Origin of the sequence: Amycolatopsis sp. NPDC051045 (assembly GCF_040682955.1) — a bacterium.
In the GTDB taxonomy this organism is placed as follows: domain Bacteria; phylum Actinomycetota; class Actinomycetes; order Mycobacteriales; family Pseudonocardiaceae; genus Amycolatopsis.
Map to the genome: position 1 here is coordinate 83,722 of NZ_JBFBCC010000005.1, position 21,952 is coordinate 105,673.

Genomic DNA, 21,952 nt, shown 5'->3' on the forward strand with positions numbered 1-21,952 from the left:
CCGTCGAGTTGCTGAAGGGCGAAGGGTTCTCGACGTTCATCGAAGCTTCGCCGCACCCGGTGCTCACGATGGCGATCGGCGACGATGTGCTCGCGCTCGGCTCGTTGCGTCGTGACGACGGTGGCTTGACCAGGTTCCACACCGCGCTCGCCGAGGCGCACGTCAACGGGGTGGCCGTCGATTGGACGCCGGCCTTCCCGGACGGCCGTATCGTCGACCTGCCGACCTACGCCTTCCAGCGCAAGCGTTACTGGCTCGACGCGCCCAACCGGCCCGTCGCCGGGGATCCCGCGGACGCCCGGTTCTGGGCCGCGGTCGACGGGGAGGACCTCGGCACGCTGGCCGAGCTGCTCGGGGTCGGCTCCGAGACGTCGTTCGGCGAGCTGCTGCCCGCACTGGCCCGCTGGCGCCGTCTTCGCCAAGAGAAGTCCATTGTGGACTCCTGGCGGTACCGCGTCGAGTGGAAGCCGCTCGCCGCGCCGGAAACCGCGACGCTGTCCGGGCGGTGGGTGGTGGTCGTCGCCCCTGGCACCGACGCCACCGACGTGGCGGAGTGCCTGGCTGCCGCCGGGGCCGAGCCGGTGGTCATCGATTCGCTCGACGACCTCACCGATGCCACCGGGGTGCTTTCCCTGCTCCCCGACGCGCCCGGCACCCTCCTCCTCGCCCAGGCACTGGCCGGGAGCACCGCGCCCCTCTGGCTGCTGACCCGCAACGCCGTCGCCGCGCTGCCCGGCGACGAGGCTCCCGCCGCGGACCCCGCGCAGATCTGGGCGCTGGGCCGGGTCGTCGGCCTCGAACACCCGGAACGGTGGGGCGGCCTCGTCGACCTCCCCGGCACCCTCGACCGCCGGGCCGCGCGGCGCCTGACCGCCGTTCTCGCCGGGCTCGACCACGAGGACCAGGTCGCCATCCGCGCGTCGGGCGTCTTCGCGCGAAGGCTCGCCCACGCACCCGGAGGCGAACCCGCGCACAGGTGGCGGCCCGAGGGCACCGTGCTGGTCACCGGGGGCACCGGTGCGCTCGGCGGACACGTCGCCCGCTGGCTGGCCCGGTCCGGCGCCGAGCACCTCGTCCTCGTCAGCCGCCGCGGGGCGGCTGCTCCGGGCGCCGCCGAGCTCGAAGCCGAACTGACCGCTCTCGGCGCCGCAGTCACCTTCGCCGCCTGCGACCTCGCCGACCGCGACGCCGTCGCCGCGCTCGTCGCCGGGCTGGGCGAAGTGCGCGCCGTCGTGCACACCGCCGGCCTGCCGCAGGCGGGCACCGTCGCGGACACGACTGCCGGCGAGTTCGCCGAGGTCCTCGCGGCCAAGGCCGCCGGCGCCGACCACCTGGACGAGCTGCTCGGCGACGACCTCGACGCCTTCGTCCTCTTCTCCTCCAACGCGGGCGTCTGGGGCAGCGCGGGCCAGGGCGCCTACGCCGCCGCGAACGCCCACCTCGACGCGCTCGCCGCCCGCCGACGCGCGCGCGGCCGGAAGGCGACTTCGGTGGCCTGGGGTTCCTGGGCGGGCGAGGGGATGGCGGGCAGCGCCGAGGCGAAGGACCACCTGCGCCGCCGCGGCCTGCGGGAAATGGACCCGAAGCTCGCCATCGCCGCCCTGCAGCACGCGCTGGACGCCGACGAGACGTTCGTGGCCGTCGCCGACATGGACTGGCCCCGGTTCGCCGCCGGGTTCACCGCCGCCCGGCGCCGCCCGCTGATCGAAGACCTGCCCGAGGTGCGTGAATACGCAGAGGAGGTCGTCACCGAGGTCGGCACCGGCCTCGCCGAGGCCGTGCGCGGGCTCGGCGCGCGCGAGGCCGCGCACCACGTCCTCGACCTCGTGCGCGCGCAGGCCGCCGCCGTGCTGGGGCACGACTCGGGCGCGGCCGTCCCCGCCGACCGGGCCTTCCGCGAACTCGGCTTCGACTCGCTGACCGCCGTCGAACTCCGCAACCGGCTGACCGCCGCGACCGGTGTCCGCCTCCCGTCGACCGTCGTCTTCGACCACCCGCACCCGCGGGCACTGGCCGAGCACCTCCTGCGCGAGGTTTCCGGCGTCGTGACCGACGGGCCCGGCCCGGTCGCCGCGGCCGTCTCCGACGAGCCGATCGCCATCGTGGCCATGGGCTGCCGCTACCCGGGGGACGTGCGGTCGCCCGAGGACCTGTGGCGCCTGCTGGCCGACGGCGCGGACGGCGTCGGCCCGTTCCCCGCCGACCGCGGCTGGGACCTGGCCGCGCTCTACGACCCGGACCCGGCGAACCTCGGCACCAGCTACACCCGCGAAGGCGGGTTCATGACCACGGCGGCGGAGTTCGACGCCGGGTTCTTCGGCATCTCGCCGCGCGAAGCCCTGGCCATGGACCCGCAGCAGCGGGTGCTGCTGGAGACGTCCTGGGAAGTCTTCGAGCGGGCCGGCATCGACCCGGATGCGTTGCGCGGCAGCGGAACCGGCGTCTTCGTCGGGGCCACCTCCTCCGGCTACGGCGTCGGCGCCCGCGACGAGTCCGGCGGCTCCGAGGGTTACCTGCTGACCGGCAGTGCCCCGGCCGTCGTCTCGGGCCGCCTGTCCTACACCTTCGGCCTGGAGGGCCCGGCGGTCACCGTGGACACGGCGTGCTCGTCGTCGCTGGTGGCGCTGCACCTGGCGTGCCAGTCGCTGCGGCAGGGCGAGTGCTCGATGGCCTTGGCGGGCGGGGTCACCGTGATGGCGCACCCGGCCGCCTTCGTCGAGTTCAGCCGCCAGCGCGGGCTCGCCGAGGACGGCCGCTGCAAGTCCTTCGCCGACGCCGCCGACGGCACCGGCTGGGGCGAGGGTGTCGGCCTCGTGCTGCTGGAACGACTGTCCGATGCTCAGCGCAACGGCCACTCGGTGCTCGCTGTGGTGCGGGGTTCGGCGGTGAACCAGGATGGTGCGTCCAACGGTCTGAGCGCGCCGAACGGTCCGTCGCAGCAGCGGGTGATCCGGGCCGCGCTGGCCAACGCGGGCCTGGCCACGTCCGATGTGGACGCTGTCGAGGCGCACGGAACCGGGACCCGGCTCGGTGACCCCATCGAGGCGCAGGCCTTGCTGGCCACCTACGGCCGCGACCGGGACCGGCCCCTGTGGCTCGGCTCGCTGAAATCGAACATCGGGCACACCCAGTCCGCCTCCGGGGTCGCGGGCGTGATCAAGATGGTCCTGGCGATGCGGCACGGCGTGCTGCCCCGCACCTTGCACGTCGACACGCCGTCGTCCCACGTGGACTGGTCCACGGGCGCCGTCGAACTGCTCACCGAGGAACGGGAGTGGGCTTCCGACGGCCCGCGCCGCGCGGCCGTCTCGGCCTTCGGGGTGAGCGGCACCAATGCCCACGTCGTCTTGGAGGAGGCCGAACCCGCCGCCGTCGCTCCCGCGGGTCCGGACGCGACGCCGCCGCTCGTGCCGCTGTCGGCCCGGAGTGCCACGGCGTTGCGGGCCCAGGCGGATCGGCTCCGGGGCACGGACGTGGCGCCGCAGGACCTCGCGTATTCCTTGGCTTTCACGCGCGCCACGCACCAGCACCGCGCGGTGCTCGTCGCGTCCGGCGGAGAGGTCGACCGGGCGCTGGGTGTCCTCGCCGATGGCGGCACGGACACCGCCGTGGTGACCGGGACGGCCGACCGGGACGCGCTGCTGGCCGTGTTGTTCACCGGCCAGGGCGCCCAGCGGGCCGGGATGGGCCGGGGGCTGTACGACCGGTTCCCGGTGTACGCCGAGGCTTTCGATGCGGTGTGCGCGCACTTCGGTCCCCGGTTGCGCGAGGCCTTCGACGACGACGGGCTCTTGGACCGCACCGAGTTCACCCAGCCCGCGTTGTTCGCGGTCGAGGTGGCGTTGTTCCGGCTGGTGGAGTCTTTCGGTGTGCGGCCGGATTTTGTGGCGGGGCATTCGATCGGGGAGATTTCGGCGGCGCACGTGGCCGGGGTGTTGTCTCTTGTGGATGCTTGTCGTCTGGTGTCGGCTCGGGCGTCGTTGATGCAGGCGTTGCCGCCGGGTGGGGCGATGGTGTCGATCGCCGCGCCGGAGTCGGACATCGTGTTGATCGAGGGTGTCTCGATCGCGGCGGTGAACGGTCCGGAGTCGGTGGTGATTTCGGGTGACGAGGCTGCGGTGCTGGAGATCGCGGCGAAGTTCCCGAAGACCAAGCGGCTGAAGGTGAGCCACGCGTTCCACTCGCCGTTGATGGATCCGATGCTGGAGGAATTCCGCTCGATTGCGGAGCAGCTCCAGTACCACCCGGCGGAGATCCCGGTGATCTCGAACGTGAGCGGTGCGCTCGCCGAGCCGTTCACCGCGGACTACTGGGTCCGGCACGTACGCGAAGCCGTCCGGTTCGGCGACGGTGTGTCGACGCTGGCGGCCGCGGGGGTCGGGGTGTTCCTGGAACTGGGCCCGGACGGCGTGCTCAGCTCGATGGTCCCGGGCACGGCGATCCCCGCCCTGCGCCGCGACCGCGACGAGGAACGAACCCTGTTCACCGCGCTGGCCCGGCTGCACGTCAGCGGCATCGACCTGGACTGGCCGAGCCTCTACGCCGGTTCTGCCGGCCGCGCCGTCGCGCTGCCGACGTACCCCTTCGAGCACCAGCGCTACTGGCTCGAACCCGCCCGCCGGCAACCGGCCGCCGACACCGCCGACGCCGCGTTCTGGGCCGCCGTGGAGCACGGCGACCTGGCCCGGGACCTCGCCGTCGACGAGGACCTCGCCGGCGCGATCCAGCCCGCGCTGCGGGCCTGGCGCACCCGCCACCGCGAGGCGAGCACCCTGGATTCGTGGCGGTACCGCCTCACCTGGCGGCCGCACCCGGTCCCGGCCGGCCGGCTGTCCGGCACCTGGCTGCTCATCGGCAGCGAGAACGCCGGGATCGCGGAAAGCCTGGCCGAGCGTGGCGCGGAGGTCCGCACCGCGGGCCTCGAACGCCTGCATGATGTGAAAGACATCGCCGGAGCGCTGGCTTTTCCGGCCGACCTCGACGAAGCCCTCACCGTGCTGCAGGCCGTCGCCGAGGCCGAACTGCCCGGCCCGTTCTGGTGCGTCACCACCGAAGCCGTGCGCACCGGCCGGTCCGACGCCGCCCCCGATCCGGCGCAGGCGCAGGTCTGGGGCCTCGGCCGGGTCGCCGCCCTCGAACTCACCGGCCGCGAAATCGGGCTCCTGGACCTCCCGGCCACCCTCGACGACCGTGGCCACGCCCGGCTCGCGGCCCTCCTCGCCGCGGGCACCGGCGAGGACCAGGTGGCCCTGCGGGCGTCCGGCGCGTTCGTGCCCCGGCTCGTCCGCGCCCCGGCCGGGGCCGAGCCCGGCGGCTGGACCCCCGAGGGCACTGTCCTGATCACCGGCGGCACCGGGGCGCTGGGCAGCGCACTGGCCCGCACCCTGGCCGCCCGCGGCGCCCGGCATCTGCTGCTGCTCAGCCGGCGCGGCCCGGCGGCGCCCGGCGCGGACGACCTCGCGACGCGGCTGCGTGACCTCGGCGCCGAGCCCGAGATCGTGGCCTGCGACGTCGCCGACCGCGCGGCCCTGGCGGAAGTCCTCGCCCGGCGGCCGGTTTCCGCGGTCTTCCACGCCGCGGGCCACGGCCGGTTCACCCCGATCACCGAATCGTCCACAACGGACTTCGCGGAAGTGGTCAGCGCGAAGGTGGACGGCGCCGCCCACCTCGACGAACTCCTCGGCGACAACCCGCTCGAAGCCTTCGTGCTCTTCTCGTCGATCGCCGGGGTCTGGGGCAGCGGGCACCAGGGCGCCTACGCCGCGGCGAACGCGCACCTCGACGCGCTGGCCGAACGCCGCCGCGCTGCCGGGCGCACCGGGACGTCGATCGCCTGGGGCCCGTGGGCGGGGGCCGGCATGGGCGCCTCCGAAGAGGGCGAAGAGCTGCTTCGCCGTCGCGGGCTCAACCCGCTGGACCCGGACCTCGGCCTGCGGGCGCTGCTGCAGGCCGTCGAGCTCGACGAGACCACCGTCGTCGTCGCCGACGTCGATTGGGCCCGGTTCGCGCCGTCGTACGCGGCCGCCCGGCCCCGGCCGCTCATGAGCGAACTGCCCGAGTTCACCGCCGCCGCGGCGGGGGCCGAGAGCACCGCCCGCGGCACGGCCGAGCTGACCGGCCGCCTGGCCGTGCTGCCCGGTCCCGAACGCCGCCGCGTGCTCCTGGACGTCGTGCGCGTCCGCGCCGCGGCGGTCCTCGGGCACGACGGCGCCGAGGCGATCGAGCCGGCGCGGCCCTTCAAGGACCTGGGCTTCGACTCGCTCACCGCCGTCGAGCTGCGCAACGGGCTGGCCGCCGAAACCGGCCTCGCCCTGCCGTCGACGCTCGTGTTCGACCACCCGACCCCGGCGGACCTGACCGACCGCCTGCTCGAGGAGATCTTCGGCGCCGACGCCCCGGAACCGGGGCGGCCCGCGGCCGTCGCCGTCCCGGCCGACGACCCGATCGCCATCGTCGCGATGAGCTGCCGCTACCCGGGCGGGGTCCGCTCCCCGGAAGACCTTTGGCGCCTGGTCGGTGCGGGCGGCGACGGCATCGCCGCGTTCCCCGCCGACCGCGGCTGGGACGTCGGTGCGCTCTACGACCCGGACCCGGGCAAGAGCGGCCGCAGCTACGCCCGCGAAGGCGGGTTCCTCGAGGGGGTGGGGGAGTTCGACGCCGGCTTCTTCGGCATCTCGCCCCGCGAGGCCCTCGCGATGGATCCGCAGCAGCGGCTGCTGCTGGAGACGTCGTGGGAACTGTTCGAGCGGGCGGGCATCGACCCGCAGTCGCTGCGCGGCACGAAGACCGGGGTGTTCGCCGGCACCAACGGCCAGGACTACGTCACCCTGCTGGGCGCGTCCTCGGGCGTCGAGGGCCACCTCCTGACCGGCAACACGACCAGCGTCATCGCCGGGCGCGTCTCCTACACCTTCGGACTGGAGGGGCCGTCGGTCGCGGTCGACACGGCGTGCTCGTCTTCGCTGGTCGCGCTGCACCTGGCCTGTCAGTCGCTGCGCCAGGGCGAGTCCACGATGGCCGTCGCCGGCGGGGTCACCGTCATGTCGACCCCGGGGGCGTTCGTCGAGTTCAGCCGGCAGCGCGGGCTGGCCCCCGACGGCCGGTGCAAGCCGTTCGCCGAGGCGGCGGACGGCACCGGCTGGGCGGAGGGCGCCGGGCTGCTCCTGCTGGAGCGGCTCTCGGACGCCCGCCGAAACGGCCACGAGGTCCTGGCGCTCGTCCGGGGCTCGGCGGTCAACTCCGACGGTGCGTCGAACGGCCTGACCGCGCCGAACGGTCCCTCGCAGCAGCGGGTGATCCGCGCGGCGCTGGCGAACGCGGGCCTGGCACCGTCCGATGTGGACGTGGTCGAGGCGCACGGCACCGGGACGACCCTGGGTGATCCGATCGAGGCGCAGGCGGTGCTGGCGACCTACGGCCAGGACCGCGAGACGCCGCTGTGGCTGGGCTCGGTGAAGTCGAACATCGGCCACACGCAGGCCGCCGCCGGCGCCGCCGGGATCATCAAGATGGTCATGGCCATGCGGCACGGCCTGCTGCCGAAGTCGCTGCACGTCGACGCGCCCTCGTCCCACGTGGATTGGACGGCGGGTGCGGTCGAGCTGCTGACCGAGGCCCGGGAGTGGCCGGCCGACCGGCCGCGGCGCGCCGGGATCTCCTCCTTCGGCATTTCCGGGACCAACGCGCACACCATCATCGAGCAGGCCGGGCCCGCTCCGGCCGAGGCCGCGACCGAGCCGCCGGAGGGGCTGGTGCCGTGGCCGGTGTCGGGCCGGTCGGTGGCCGCGCTGCGCGCCCAGGCCGCTCAGCTGTCCGAAGTGGACGGCAACCCGGCCGACGTCGGGTTCTCGCTGGCCACCGGCCGGGCCGCGCTGGACCACCGCGCCGTCGTGCTCGGCACCACGGCCGGGGACTTCCGGGCGGGACTGGCCGCGCTCGCCGCCGGCACGCCGGCCGCCGAGGTCATCGCGGGGGAAGCGGCCACCGGGCCGCTCGCCGTGCTGTTCACCGGGCAGGGCGCCCAGCGCGCCGGGATGGGCCGGGAGCTCTACGCCCGGTTCGAGGTCTACGCCGACGCGTTCGACGAGGCCTGCGCGCACCTCGACCCGCACCTGGAGCACTCCCTGCGTGACCTGGTGTTCGCCGAGCCCGGCACGCCCGAAGCCGCGCTGCTGGACCGGACCGCCTACACCCAGACGGCGCTGTTCGCCGTGGAGCTGGCCCTGTACCGGCTGGCCGAAAGCTGGGGCGTGCGGCCGGACCACCTCGCCGGTCACTCGATCGGCGAGCTGGTCGCCGCGCACGTCGCCGGCGTCCTGTCGCTGCGCGACGCCGCCGAGCTGGTCGCCGCCCGCGGCCGGTTGATGGAGGCTCTGCCGGCCGGCGGGGCGATGGTGTCGCTGCGCGCCGGCGAGGAAGCCGTGGCCGCGGAGGTGGCCAAGACCGGCGGGCGGGCCGGCATCGCGGCGGTGAACGGGCCCGGCTCGGTCGTCGTCTCCGGCGACGAGGACGTCGTGCTGGAGCTGGCCGCCGGGTTCGCGGCGGCGGGCGTGCGGACGAAGCGGCTCAAGGTGAGCCACGCGTTCCACTCCCCGCGGATGGACGCGATGCTCGACGACTTCGCCGCGGTCGCCGAGACCCTGACCTACCACCCGGCCGAGCGGACCGTGGTGTCGACCGTGACCGGCGCGCTCGCCGGCCCCGAACTGTCCACACCGGACTACTGGGTGCGCCAGGTGCGGGCGTCGGTGCGGTTCGCCGACGCCGTCGCCACCCTGGCCGGGCTGGGCGTCCGGACGTTCCTCGAAGCCGGGCCGGACGCGGTGCTCAGCGCCATGGCCGCGGACTGCCTCGGCGAGGACGTCGTGGCGGTGCCGCTGCTGCGCCGCGACCGCCCGGAAGAACGCACGTTCGCCACCGCGCTGGCCGGGCTCTGGGTCCGCGGGGTCCCGGTCGACCTCTCGGCCGCGGTCCCCGGGGCCCGCCGGGTTCCGCTGCCGACGTACGCCTTCCAGCACCGCCGGTACTGGCCGGAGGTCTCCGCCGTGGCCGGGGACGTGGCCGCAGCCGGGCTCACCGACGCGGCGCACCCGCTGCTGGCCGCGTCGCTGCCGCTGGCCGGGGGTGACGACGTGGTCCTCACCGGGCGGCTGTCGCTCGCCGCGCAGCCGTGGCTGGCCGACCACACGGTGCTCGGCACCGTCCTGCTGCCCGGCACCGCCTTCGTCGAGCTGGCGGTCCGGGCGGGTGACCAGGTCGGTTGCCCGGTCGTGGAGGAACTGACCCTCGCGGCCCCGCTCGTGCTGCGCGAGCAGGACGCCGTCGCGATCCAGGTGTCGGTCGGCGGGCCGGCCGCCGACGGCCGCCGCGAGCTGACGATCCATTCGCGCCCGGAAGGCCGGGACGAGTGGACCGCGCACGCCGCGGGCGTCCTCGCGCCGGCGGCCGCGGGGGACCCGGCCGCGCTGGCCGAATGGCCGCCCGCCGGTGCGGAACCGGTCGACGTGACCGGCTTCTACGACCAACTGGCGGCGTCCGGGTTCGGCTACGGCCCGGCCTTCCGCGGCTTGCGGGCGGCCTGGCGCCTCGGCGAGGAGATCTACGCCGAGGTCGCGTTGCCGGAACGGCAGCAGGCGGGCGCGTTCGGCCTGCACCCGGCCCTGCTGGACGCCGCACTGCACGCACTGGGCCTGCGCGACGGCGAAACCGGCCCCCGGCTGCCGTTCGCCTGGACCGGCGTCACCCTGCACGCCACCGGCGCCACCGCGCTGCGGGTCCGGCTGCGGCCGGGTGCCGGGGACGCGGTCGCCGTCGACGTCGCCGACGCCACCGGCGCACCGGTGGCGTCGGTGGCCGCGCTGGTGCTGCGCCCGGTCTCGGCCGAGCAGCTGCGCGGCCCGGACGGCGGCGACGCGCTGTTCGCCGTCGAGTGGACGCCGATCCCGGTGCCGGAAGCGGCGGGCGGCCGGTACGCGGTCATCGGCCCGGACCCGCTGGGCCTGGTCGCCGGGCTCGGCTCGGCCGGCACCGTCGAGTCCTGTGTGGACCTGGCGGAACTGGGCCGCCGCACCGAGGAAAGCGGCGAAGAACCGCAGTACGTGTTCTCCGCGATCCGGCACTCGACGCAGCCGCGCGAGCGGGCCGGTTTCGCGCTCGAGCTGGTGCGGGAGTGGCTGGCCGACGAGCGGTTCGCCACCGCCCGGCTCGTGCTGGTCACCCGCGGCGCGGTCGGCGCGGCCGACGGCGACCGCGTCCCCGACCTCACCGCCGCGCCGGTGTGGGGCCTGCTGCGGTCGGCGCAGTTCGAAAACCCCGGCCGGCTCGTGCTGGTCGACCTCGACGACGAGGACCCGCGCTCGGCGGCGCTGCTCGGCGCGGTCGCTTCCGGCGAACCGCAGCTCGCGCTGCGGGACGGCCGGGCACTGGCCGCGCGGCTCGTGCGCGCCGGCGCGGCTCCTTTGCTCCAGCCACCCGCCGAGGGCGACTGGCGGCTCGACAGCACCGGCCGCGGCACCCTGCAGAACCTCGCGCTGGTGCCGAACCCGCTGCCGGAGCGGCTGGAGCCGGGCACGGTCCGGGTGGCCATCCGCGCCGCCGGGATGAACTTCCGCGACGTCCTCATCGGCCTCGGCGTGTACCCGGGCGAGCCGCTCATGGGCATCGAAGGCGCCGGCGTCGTGCTGGAATGCGGCGAAGGCGTCACCGGGCTCGCGCCCGGCGACAAGGTGATGGGCTTCTTCCCCGGCTCCTTCGGCCCGCGCTCGGTCGCCGACCAGCGGATGCTGGCGAAGATTCCCGACGGCTGGTCGTTCAGCGAAGCGGCGTCGGTGCCCATCGTGTTCCTCACCGCCTACTACGGGCTCGTGGACTTGGCCGGGCTGCGGGCCGGGGAGTCGGTCCTGGTGCACGCCGGCGCCGGTGGCGTCGGCATGGCCGCCATCCAGCTGGCCCGCCACCTCGGCGCCGAGGTGTACGCCACCGCGAGCCCCGGCAAGTGGGACGTCCTGCGCGCGTCCGGGCTCGACGACGCGCACCTCGCTTCGTCACGCACGACCGGGTTCGCGGAGCTGTTCCGCGAGGCCAGCGGGGGCCGGGGCGTCGACGTCGTGCTCAACGCCCTGACCCACGAGTTCGTGGACGCGTCCTTCGCGCTGATGCCGCGCGGTGGGCGGTTCCTCGAGATGGGCAAGGCCGACGTGCGCGACGCAAGCGCCGTCGCCGCCGCCCACCCGGGCGTCCGGTACCAGGCGTTCGACCTCGTCGAAGCGGGCCCGGACCGCATCCGGGAGCTCTTCACCGAGGTGCTCGCGCTGTTCGAGGCCGGAGCGCTGACGCCGCTGCCGGTGCGGACCTGGGACGTCCGGCGCGCGCCGGAGGCGTTCCGGTTCGTCAGCCAGGCCAAGCACGTCGGCAAGGTCGTGCTCACCATGCCGCCGTGCTTCGGCGACGGCACGGTGCTCATCACCGGCGGCACCGGCGCGCTGGGCGGCCTGGTCGCCCGGCGGCTGGTCACCGGGCACGGCGTCCGCGACCTGGTCCTGCTGAGCCGGCGCGGCCCGGACGCTCCCGGCGCGGCCGAGCTGGCCGCCGGGCTGCGGGAGCTCGGCGCGGACGTCCGGATCGTGGCCGCCGACGCCGCCGACCGCCGTGAGCTGGCCGCCGTGCTCGCCGCGATCCCCGCGCTCACCGGCGTGGTGCACGCGGCCGGTGTCCTCGACGACGGCGTCGTCGCGTCCCTCACGCCCGAGCGGCTGAACGCGGTGCTGCGGCCGAAGGTGGACGCGGCCCTGAACCTGCACGAACTCACCCGCGACCGGGGCCTCTCGGCGTTCGTGCTGTTCTCCTCGGCGGCGGCCACGCTGGGCAGCCCCGGGCAGGGCAACTACGCCGCGGCCAACGCGTTCCTCGACGCCCTGGCGCAGCACCGCGCGGCCCGGGGGCTCCCGGCCGGGTCGCTGGGCTGGGGGCCCTGGGCCACCGACGGGATGCTCCGCGAAACCGACCTCGCTAAACTGGCGCGGTCCGCGTTCGTCCCGTTCACCGCCGAACGCGGCCTCGACCTGTTCGACGCCGCGTCCGCCCGGCCGGAACCGGCGCTGCTGCCGCTGCAGCTCGACCCGGCGGCGCTGGCCGCCCAGTCCGGGTTGCCGCCGCTGTTCGCGTCGCTGGTCCGGGCCCCGGCTCGCCGGACCGCCGAGGTGGCGGTGCCGGCCGGTCCGTCGCTGCGCGACCGGCTCGCGGGCGTGCCCGAGCCCCAACGCGAGGAGTTCCTCCTCGACGTCGTGCGCGGGCACGTCGCCACGGTGCTGGGCCACGGCTCGGCCGCCGACGTCGAGGGCGGCCGCGGCTTCCTCGACCTGGGCTTCGACTCGCTGACCGCGGTGGAGCTGCGCAACCGGCTCACCGCCGAGAGCGGGCTGCGGCTGCCGGCCACGTTGATCTTCGACCACCCGTCGCCGGCCGACCTGGCCGCGCACCTGCTGGCCGGGCTGGCCCCCGCCGCCGTCGACGCGGACGACGCGGTGCTGGCCGAACTGGACCGGCTGCTGGAACGCGCCGGCGACAGCGTCTCCAGGAAAGTCACCGCACGGCTGGAGACGCTGCTCGCCCGCCGCCGGGCCACCGAGGGGGCCGAGGACGGGGACGCCGAACTCGACTCCGCGACCGACGACGAAATCTTCGACCTGATCGACAACGAACTCGGACTGTCCTGAATGGACGGCACGCGACGGGATGGGGCCTGATGGACAACGACGCGAAGCTCCGGGAGTACCTGAAGAAGGTGACCGCGGACCTCCGGCGCGCCCGCAAGCGCGTCCAGGAGGTCGAGAACGCCGGGTCCGCGCCGGTCGCGATCGTCGGGATGGCCTGCCGGTTCCCCGGCGGCGTCCGCTCGCCCGAGGACCTCTGGCGGCTGGTGGACAGCGGCGCCGACGGGATGTCCGGGTTCCCCGCCGACCGCGGCTGGCCGGACGCGCACGACGCCGGTTTCGTCGCCGAGGGCGGCTTCGTGCACGACGCGGGCCGGTTCGACGCGGGCTTCTTCGGCATTTCACCGCGCGAAGCCCTCGCCATGGATCCGCAGCAGCGGCTGCTGCTCGAGACGTCGTGGGAAGCACTCGAACGGGCCGGGATCATCCCGGAGACGCTGCGCGGCAGCCGGTCGGCGGTGTTCGTCGGCGCGGCCTCCCAGGGCTACGGCACCGGCGCGGGGGAGGAGGCCGAGGCGGTCGCGGGGCACCTGATGACCGGCACCGCCACCAGCGTCCTGTCCGGCCGGATCTCCTACACCCTCGGCCTGGAGGGTCCGTCGGTCACCGTCGACACGGCTTGTTCGTCCTCGCTGGTCGCGCTGCACCTGGCCGTCCAGTCGCTGCGGCGCGGAGAGTCCGACCTCGCGCTCGCGGGTGGCGCCGCGGTGATGGTCAACCCGGACATGTTCACCGAGATGAGCCGTCAGGGCGGGTTGTCCGGGAACGGGCGGTGCAAGGCGTTCGCCGACGGTGCCGACGGCACCGGCTGGGGCGAGGGCGTCGGCATGCTGCTGGTCGAGCGGCTGGCCGACGCGCAGCGCCTCGGCCACCCGGTGCTCGCGGTGGTCCGCGGCTCGGCGGTGAACCAGGACGGGGCGAGCAGCGGCCTCTCCGCCCCGAACGGCCCGGCCCAGCAGCGCGTGATCCGGGACGCGCTCGCCGACGCCCGGCTGTCCACTGTGGATGTCGAGCTGGTCGAGGCGCACGGCACCGGCACGGCGCTGGGCGACCCCATCGAGGCGCAAGCGCTGCTGGCCACCTACGGGCAGGACCGTGCGACCCCGTTGTGGCTCGGATCGGTCAAGTCGAACATCGGCCACACGCAGGCCGCGGCCGGGGTCAGCGGGGTCATCAAGCTCGTGATGGCGCTGCGGAACCGCCGGATGCCGCCGACCCTGCACGCGGGGACGCCGTCGGCGAAGATCGACTGGACCGCCGGGGCGGTCGAGCTGCTCCAGGAAGGCCGGGAGTGGCTCGCCGACCGGCCGCGCCGCGGTGCGGTGTCGTCGTTCGGCATCTCGGGCACCAACGCGCACATCATCCTGGAGGAAGCCGCGCCCGAGCCGCCGTCCCCGGGAAGCACGTCCGGGGTGGTGCCGTGGGTCCTGTCGGCCAAGTCCGCCGAAGCCCTGCGCGAGCAAGCCGCCCGGCTGTCTCTTGTGGACGCCGATCCGGCCGGTATCGCCTTCTCGCTGGCGACGACCCGGTCGACGTTCGCGCACCGCGCCGTCGTGGTCGGTGCGAACCGGGAGCATCTCCTGGCCGGGGTCCGCGCGCTCGCCGACGGCACGCCCGCTCCCCACGTCGTCTCGGGGGTCGCCGGGAGCGGCAAGGTCGCCATGGTTTTCCCCGGCCAAGGCGCGCAGTGGACCGGGATGGCCGCCGAACTCCTGGCCGGCTCGGAGGTGTTCGCGGCCCGGTTCACCGAGTGCGCGCGGGCGCTCGAACCGTACACCGGCTTCTCGCTGCTCGACGAGACCGAACTGGACCGCGTCGACGTCGTGCAGCCCGCGCTGTTCGCGATGATGGTGTCCCTGGCCGCGCTCTGGGCCGCCCACGGTGTGCGCCCGGACGCGGTGATCGGCCACTCCCAGGGCGAGATCGCGGCCGCGGTGGTCTCCGGTGCACTGTCCCTCGAGGACGGTGCTCGCGTGGTCGCCCTGCGCAGCAAAGCTATTCTCGCCTTGGCGGGCGCGGGGGGCATGGTCTCGGTCGCCGCGTCCCGCGACCGGACCGAAGAGCTCGCCGCCCCCTGGGGCGAACGGATCGGCATCGCCGCTGTGAACGGTCCGGCGTCGACCGTCGTCTCCGGCGAGCCCGGCGCGCTCGACGAGTTCATGGCCGCCTGTGCCGAGGTGCGCACCCGCCGGATCCCGGTGGACTACGCGTCCCACTCCGTGCAGGTGGAGCAGCTGCGGGACGAACTCCTCGACGTGCTCGCGCCGATCACCCCGCGCACGGCCGGGACCGGGTTCTTCTCGACCGTCACCGGCGAGTGGATCGACGGTGCCGAGCTGGACGCGGAGTACTGGTACACGAACCTGCGCAGCACCGTGCGGCTGGACACGGCCGTCGCGCAGCTGAAGAGCGAGGGTTTCGGGATCTTCGTCGAGGCGTCGCCGCACCCGGTGCTGACCATGGCGATCGGGGAAGACGTCGTCGCGCTCGGGTCCCTGCGCCGCGGCGAAGGCGGCCTGGACCGGTTCGCGCTGTCGGTCGCCGAAGCGCACGTCCACGGCGTGAAGGTCGATTGGACGCCGTACTTCGCCGGTGCGGCCCGCGTCGAGCTGCCCACCTACGCCTTCCAGCAGCGCCACTACTGGCTGAAGCCCGGCACGCCCGCAGCGCCGGCCCCGGCGGACTCGGGTTTCTGGGAGGTCGTCGACAGCCGCGACCTGCAGGCCCTCGCCGACACGCTCGGCGTCGACCCCGAAATTTCGCTGAGCGAGCTGCTGCCCGCACTGAGCGAGTGGCGGCGGACGGCCCGCGAGAAGTCTACTGTGGACTCCTGGCGGTACGACGTCCGCTGGCGCCCGGCGGCCGAGCCGGCGGGCACGCCGACCGGTCGGTGGCTCGCCGTGGTGGCGCCCGGCCAGGACTCGTCCGTCCCGGAGGTGCTCGGAGCCGAGGTCGTGCCGGTGACCGGCGACCGCGAAAGCCTGGCCGCCCGGCTGCGCGAAGCCGGGCCGGATGTGGCGGGCGTGGTGTCGTTGCTGGGCTTCGACGAGCGGCCGCACCCGGAGTTCCCCGAACTGCCGTCCGGGGTCGCGGGGACGCTGCTGCTCGCGCAGGCCCTCGGCGACGCGGGGATCGACGCGCCGCTGTGGCTGCTGACGTCCGGTGCCGTCGCCACGGACTCGCCCTCGCCTGCCCAGGCTCAGATCTGGGGGCTCGGCCGGGTCATCGGCCTGGAACACCCCGGCCGCTGGGGCGGCCTGATCGATCTGCCCGCCGACCTCGACGACCGCGCCGCCGCGCGCCTTGCCGCCATCCTCGCCACCCCCGGTGACGAGGACCAGTTCGCCATCCGGCCCTCCGGAGCGCTCGTCCGCCGCCTGGTCCGCGCCACCCCGCCGCGAACCGCACCCGGCTCGTGGTCCCTGAGCGGTACCGTCCTGGTCACCGGGGGCACCGGCGCCCTCGGCCCGCGGATCGCCCGCTGGCTCCGCGGCGCCGGCGCCGGCCACGTCGTCCTGGCCAGCCGCCGCGGCGACCAGGCCCCCGGCGCCGCCGAACTCGCCGCCGATCCGGGCATCACCTTCGCCGCCTGTGACGTCGCAAACCGCGCCGACGTCGAAGCGCTCGCCGAACGGCACGACATCCGAGCGGTGATCCACGCCGCCGCCCTGATCGAACTGGCCTCGATCGACGCCACCGACCTCGCCGGATTCGCCGCCGTCGCCCGCGCCAAGGTGCTCGGCGCCGAAAACCTCGACGCGGTGTTCGACCACGACCTCGACGCGTTCGTCCTCTTCTCCTCCATCGCCGGCGTCTGGGGCAGCGGCGACCACGCCGCCTACGCCGCGGCCAACGCCCACCTCGACGCCCTCGCCCGGCGGCGGCGCGCCCGCGGCCTGCGGGCCACCTCGCTCGCCTGGGGCGTCTGGAACGCCGCCAACCCCGCCAAGGAGAACCAGGACTTCGACGCGAGCCGCCTGCTGCGCCAGGGCCTGCCGTTCCTCGACCCCGACCTCGCGTTCGCGGGCCTGCGGCAGGTCCTCGCCGACGACGAGACGTTCCTGGCCGTGGCCGACGTCGACTGGGCCCGGTTCGCGCCGGTGTTCACCGCCCTGCGGCCCCGCCCGCTGCTCGACGAGCTGCCCGAGGTCCGCCACGCGCTGACGGTCGAGAGCACCCCGCCCGCGACCGGCGGACTGCGTGACCGCCTGGCCGGGCTGTCCCCGGCGGATCGCACCCGGACCGTGCTCGACCTGGTCCGCGCCACCGCGGCGGCGGTACTGGGCCACGACAGCCCGGACGCCGTCGCGCCGGGCGTGGCCCTGCGGGAACTCGGCTTCGACTCGCTGACCGCGGTCGAGCTGCGCAACCGGCTCGCCGCCGAGACCGGCCGGAGCCTCCCGGCCACCCTCGCCTTCGACCACCCGACCGCCGAGCGCATCACCGAGTTCCTGCTCGGCGCCCCGGCAACGGTCACCGAGACCGTCGTCGCGGTCGCCGACGACGAGCCGATCGCGATCGTCGCGATGAGCTGCCGCTACCCCGGCGGCGTCACCAGCCCGGAGGACCTCTGGGAGCTGATCACCGCCGGCGGCGACGCGATCACCGGGTTCCCGGCCGACCGCGGCTGGGACGTCGAGGCGTTGTTCGACCCCGACCCCGACCACGACGGCACCAGCTACACCCGCCACGGCGGGTTCCTGCACGACGCCGGTGACTTCGACCCGGGCTTCTTCGGCATCTCACCGCGCGAAGCCCTGACCATGGACCCCCAGCAGCGGCTGCTGCTGGAGACGTCGTGGGAGGCGATGGAACGCGCCGGCCTCGACCCGGAGAGCCTGCGGGGGAGCGCGACCGGCGTGTTCGTCGGCACCAACTACGCCGACTACGGCATCGGGCTCGCCCAGCCGGACAGCTCGGCCGGGCACCTGCTCACCGGCGGCGCCGCGAGCGTCGTCTCCGGCCGGATCTCCTACACCTTCGGGCTCACCGGCCCGGCGGTCACCGTCGACACCGCGTGCTCGTCTTCGCTGGTCGCGCTGCACCTGGCGTGCCAGTCGCTGCGCACCGGCGAGTGCACGATGGCTCTCGCGGGCGGGGTGGCGCTGATGTCGACGCCGGCGTCGTTCGTCGCCTTCAGCCGCCAGCGCGCGCTCGCCGGCGACGGCCGCTGCAAGGCGTTCTCCGACGACGCCGACGGCATGGGCATGGCCGAGGGCGCCGGGGTCGTGCTGGTCGAACGGCTCGCCGACGCCCAGCGCCACGGCCACGAGGTGCTCGCCGTCATCCGCGGCTCGGCGGTCAACCAGGACGGCGCGTCCAACGGCCTCACCGCGCCCAACGGCCCCGCCCAGCAGCAGGTGATCCGCCAGGCGGTGGCCAACGCCCGGCTGACCTTCGACGACGTCGACGCCGTCGAAGCGCACGGCACCGGCACCACCCTCGGCGACCCGATCGAAGCGCAGGCGCTGCTGGCCACCTACGGCCGGGACCGGGCGAACCCCCTGTGGCTCGGCTCGGTGAAGTCCAACATCGGGCACAGCCAGGCCGCCTCCGGCGTCGCCGGGGTGATCAAGATGGTGCTGGCCCTGCGCCACGGCGTGCTCCCGGGCACGCTGCACGCCGGCACGCCGTCGTCCCACGTGGACTGGTCGGCCGGGAACGTCCGGCTGCTGACCGGAAACCGGCCGTGGCCCGAGAGCGGCCGACCGCGCCGCGCGGCCGTGTCGTCGTTCGGCATGAGCGGCACCAACGCCCATGCGGTCCTCGAAGCCGCACCGGAGCCGGTCGCGGCCGAGCCGTCCGGGCCGGTCGCGACCGGCCCGGTGCCCTGGGTCCTGTCCGCGAAGACGCCGGCCTCGCTCGTCGCGCAGGCCCGCCGGCTGCAGGCGCGGGTAGGGGCCGCACAGGGGGTCCGGGCCGCAGATGTGGGGTACTCCCTCGCGAAATCCCGGTCTACGTTCGAGCAACGGGCGGTGCTCGTGACCACCGGCGAGCCCGGCGGGCACGACCCGCTGGGCGCGCTCGCCCACGGCCGGGCCGTTCCCGGCCTGGTGCGGGGCAGCGCGCGCCACGGGGGCAAGGTCGCCTTCGTCTTTCCCGGGCAGGGCTCGCAGTGGGTGGGGATGGCTTTGGACCTGATGGAAACGTCGCCGGCGTTCGCGGCCCGCATGCGGGACTGCGAACACGCGCTGGCGCCGTTCGTCGACTGGTCGCTGGCCGAAGTCCTCGGCGACGAAGCGATGCTGCGGCGGGTCGACGTCGTGCAGCCCGCCCTGTTCGCCGTGATGGTGTCGCTGGCCGAAGCCTGGCGCGCGCACGGCGTCCGGCCCGACGCCGTGCTCGGCCACTCCCAGGGCGAGATCGCCGCCGCGGTGGTGTCGGGTGCGCTGTCGCTCGAAGACGGTGCTCGCGTGGTCGCGTTGCGCAGCAAGGCGATCCTGGCCCTGGCCGGGCGCGGGGGCATGGTGTCGGTGGCCGCCGCCCGCGAAACGGTCGAGACGCGGCTGACCGGCGAACTGTCGATCGCGGCGCTGAACGGTCCGGCCGCGGTGGTGGTGTCCGGCGAGCCGGGCGCCCTCGACGAGCTGATCGAGTCCTGCGAAGCCGACGGCATCCGCGCCAAGCGGATCCCGGTCGACTACGCGTCCCACTCGGTCCAGGTCGAACTCATCGAAGCCGAGCTGCGCGAGCTGCTCGCGCCGGTTTCGCCGCGGTCGTCGGAGATCGCCTTCTATTCGACGGTGACCGCCGAGCCGGTGGACACCGCGGGGCTCGACAGCCGCTACTGGTACACCAACCTGCGCAACCCGGTGCTGTTCGGCACGACCACGCGGCTGCTGGCCGAAGCCGGTTACGACACCTTCGTCGAGTGCAGCCCGCACCCGGTGCTGACGATGAGCGTCCAGGACACCCTCGACGACCTCGGCCGCGAAGCCCTCGTCACCGGCACCCTGCGCCGCGGCGAAGGCGGCCTCGACCGGCTGTACACCTCGTTCGCCGAGGCGTGGGTCCACGGCGTCGACCTCGACTGGACGCCCACGTTCGGCGAAGGTGCCCGGCTGGTCCCGCTGCCGACGTACGCCTTCGACCACCAGCGGTACTGGCTGGATCCGGCCCCCGCGGCCCCGGCCGACGACGGGCTCTGGACGGCGCTCGAAGAAACCGAAGACCTCGCCGGTGCCCTCGGCGTCGACCGGGGCGCGCTCGACGAGGTGCTCCCCGCGCTGGCCCGCTGGCGCGAACGCCGGGCTCGAGAATCCACTGTGGACTCGTGGTGCCTGAAGGTCGGCTGGGTACCGGTCGCCGAGCCCGCGCTGCCCCTGCTGTCCGGTCGCTGGCTGGCGCTCGTTCCGGACGGTCACCGCGGATTCGTCACGGCGGTGCTCGACGCGCTCGCCTCGCGCGGCGCCGACGTCGTCACCGCCGGGCCGGACCTGCCGCCGGGCGAGTACGCCGGGGTGGTTTCCCTGCTGGGGCTGGACGAAACGCCGCTGCCCGGGCACCCGCTGATCGCGGCCGGGGTGGCCGCCACGGCCGCACTCGCCCCGGCTTTGGCCGCCGCCGGGATCGACGCCCCGCTGTGGCTGCTCACCCGCGGTGCCGTGGCCACCGGTCCTGACGACGCCCCGGCGTCGAGTGTGCCCGCGCAGCTCTGGGGCCTCGGCCGCGTGCTCGGCCTGGAGTACCCCGGCCACTGGGGCGGGCTGGTCGACCTGCCCGCCGCACTCGACGAGCGGGCCGCCGACCGGCTGGCCGGGCTGCTGGCCGAGCCCGGCGGCGAGGACCAGCTCGCGATCCGCGCCCACGGCGTCCTGGCCCGGCGGCTGCGTCCGGCCCGCCCGGCCCCGACGGGCGAGCCGTGGCGGCCGCACGGCACCGTGCTCGTCACCGGCGGCACCGGCGCGCTCGGCGCGCACGTCGCCCGCTGGCTGGGCCGCTCCGGCGCCGAGCACCTCGTGCTCACCAGCCGCCGGGGCGAAGCCGCCCCGGGCGCGGCCGAACTGGCCGAAGAGCTGCGGGGGTACGGCTGCGCGGTGACCATCGCCGCGTGCGACGTCGCCGAGCGCAAGGCCGTCGAAGCCCTGCTGGACAGCCTCGTCCACCCGCCGGTGGCCGTCGTGCACGCGGCCGGGCTGCCGCAGTCGAGCACCCTCGCCGAGACCGGCCTGGCCGAGTTCGAAGACGTCCTCGCCGCCAAGGTCGCGGGTGCGGCGCACCTGGACGCGCTGCTCGGCGACGACCTCGAAGCGTTCGTGCTGTTCTCCTCCAACTCCGGGGTCTGGGGCAGCGCGGGCCAGGGCGCCTACGCCGCTGCGAACGCCTACCTGGACGCGCTCGCCGAACAGCGCCGCGCCCGCGGGGCGAAGGCGACCTCGGTGGCCTGGGGGTTGTGGGCCGGCGGCGGCATGGCCTCCGGCGATGGCGAGCAGCAGCTGCGCCGCCGTGGCCTCCGGCCGATGGCGCCCGACCGGGCCGTGGCCGCGCTGCAGGGCGCGCTCGACCGCGACGAGACCTTCCTGGCCGTGGCCGACGTCGACTGGGAACGGTTCGTTCCGGCCTTCACGGCGTCGCGGCGCCGCCCGCTGATCGAGGACCTGCCCGCGGTCCGCCGCGTGCTCGACCGGCTGGAAGCCGACCAGGACCGGCACGACGAAGGCGCCGCGGCCGGGTGGCGCGAGCGGCTGGCCGGGCTGCCGGAAGCCGAACGCGACCGGGCCGTGCTCGACCTGGTCCGCACCGAGGCCGCGGCCGTGCTCGGCCACCGCGGCCCCGACGCCGTGGGCAGCACCCGCCCGTTCCGCGACCTCGGGTTCGACTCGGTGACCGCGGTCGAGGTGCGCAACCGGCTGCGCGAGGTCACCGGCCTGCGGCTGGCGGCCACCGCCGTCTTCGACCACCCGACCCCCCTCGCGCTCGCCCGGTTCCTGGCGGCCGGGATCGCTCCCGGCGGCACACCCGCCGAGTCGGCGTTCGGCGCGCTCGACCGGCTGGAGGCGTCGCTGACGGACCTCGAGCCGGACGAGAACGTCCGGATGCGCGTGGAGATGCGGCTGAAGTCCCTGCTGAACCACTGGAGCGCGGACACCGCGGGCCCGCCGAAGGCGCAGCTGGCGGACGCCTCGGCGGCCGAGGTCTTCGCCTTCATCGACAACGAGCTCGGAATTTCCCCGCCGCCGGCGCAGTGACGCTGACTGAGCGACGCCTGACTGAGCGACGCCCTGACTGGACGAACGGATGAG

General features: G+C 75.1%; 2 protein-coding genes (1 of these 2 cut by a window edge). Both read left to right on the forward strand.

The annotated features are described in order from the left end of the window. A protein-coding gene (locus AB0M80_RS14330; protein ID WP_364563789.1) for a type I polyketide synthase crosses the window boundary here: on the forward strand, positions 1-12,713 show its 3' portion. It extends 2,401 nt beyond the left edge of the window; 12,713 of the gene's 15,114 nt are visible here — the last part of the coding sequence; its start codon lies off the left edge, out of view; its stop codon occupies positions 12,711-12,713. A 29-nt stretch (positions 12,714-12,742) separates the two neighbouring features. Next, positions 12,743-21,898 carry a type I polyketide synthase gene (locus AB0M80_RS14335; RefSeq protein WP_364563792.1) on the forward strand — a complete coding sequence of 3,052 codons (9,156 nt, stop codon included), beginning with the start codon at positions 12,743-12,745 and terminating at the stop codon, positions 21,896-21,898. The last annotated feature ends 54 nt before the right edge of the window (positions 21,899-21,952 follow it).

What these genes read in the sequence shown, in the direction of transcription:
- AB0M80_RS14335 (WP_364563792.1), top strand. Translation starts at nt 12,743, where the DNA reads ATGGACAACGACGCGAAGCTCCGGGAGTACCTGAAGAAGGTGACCGCG.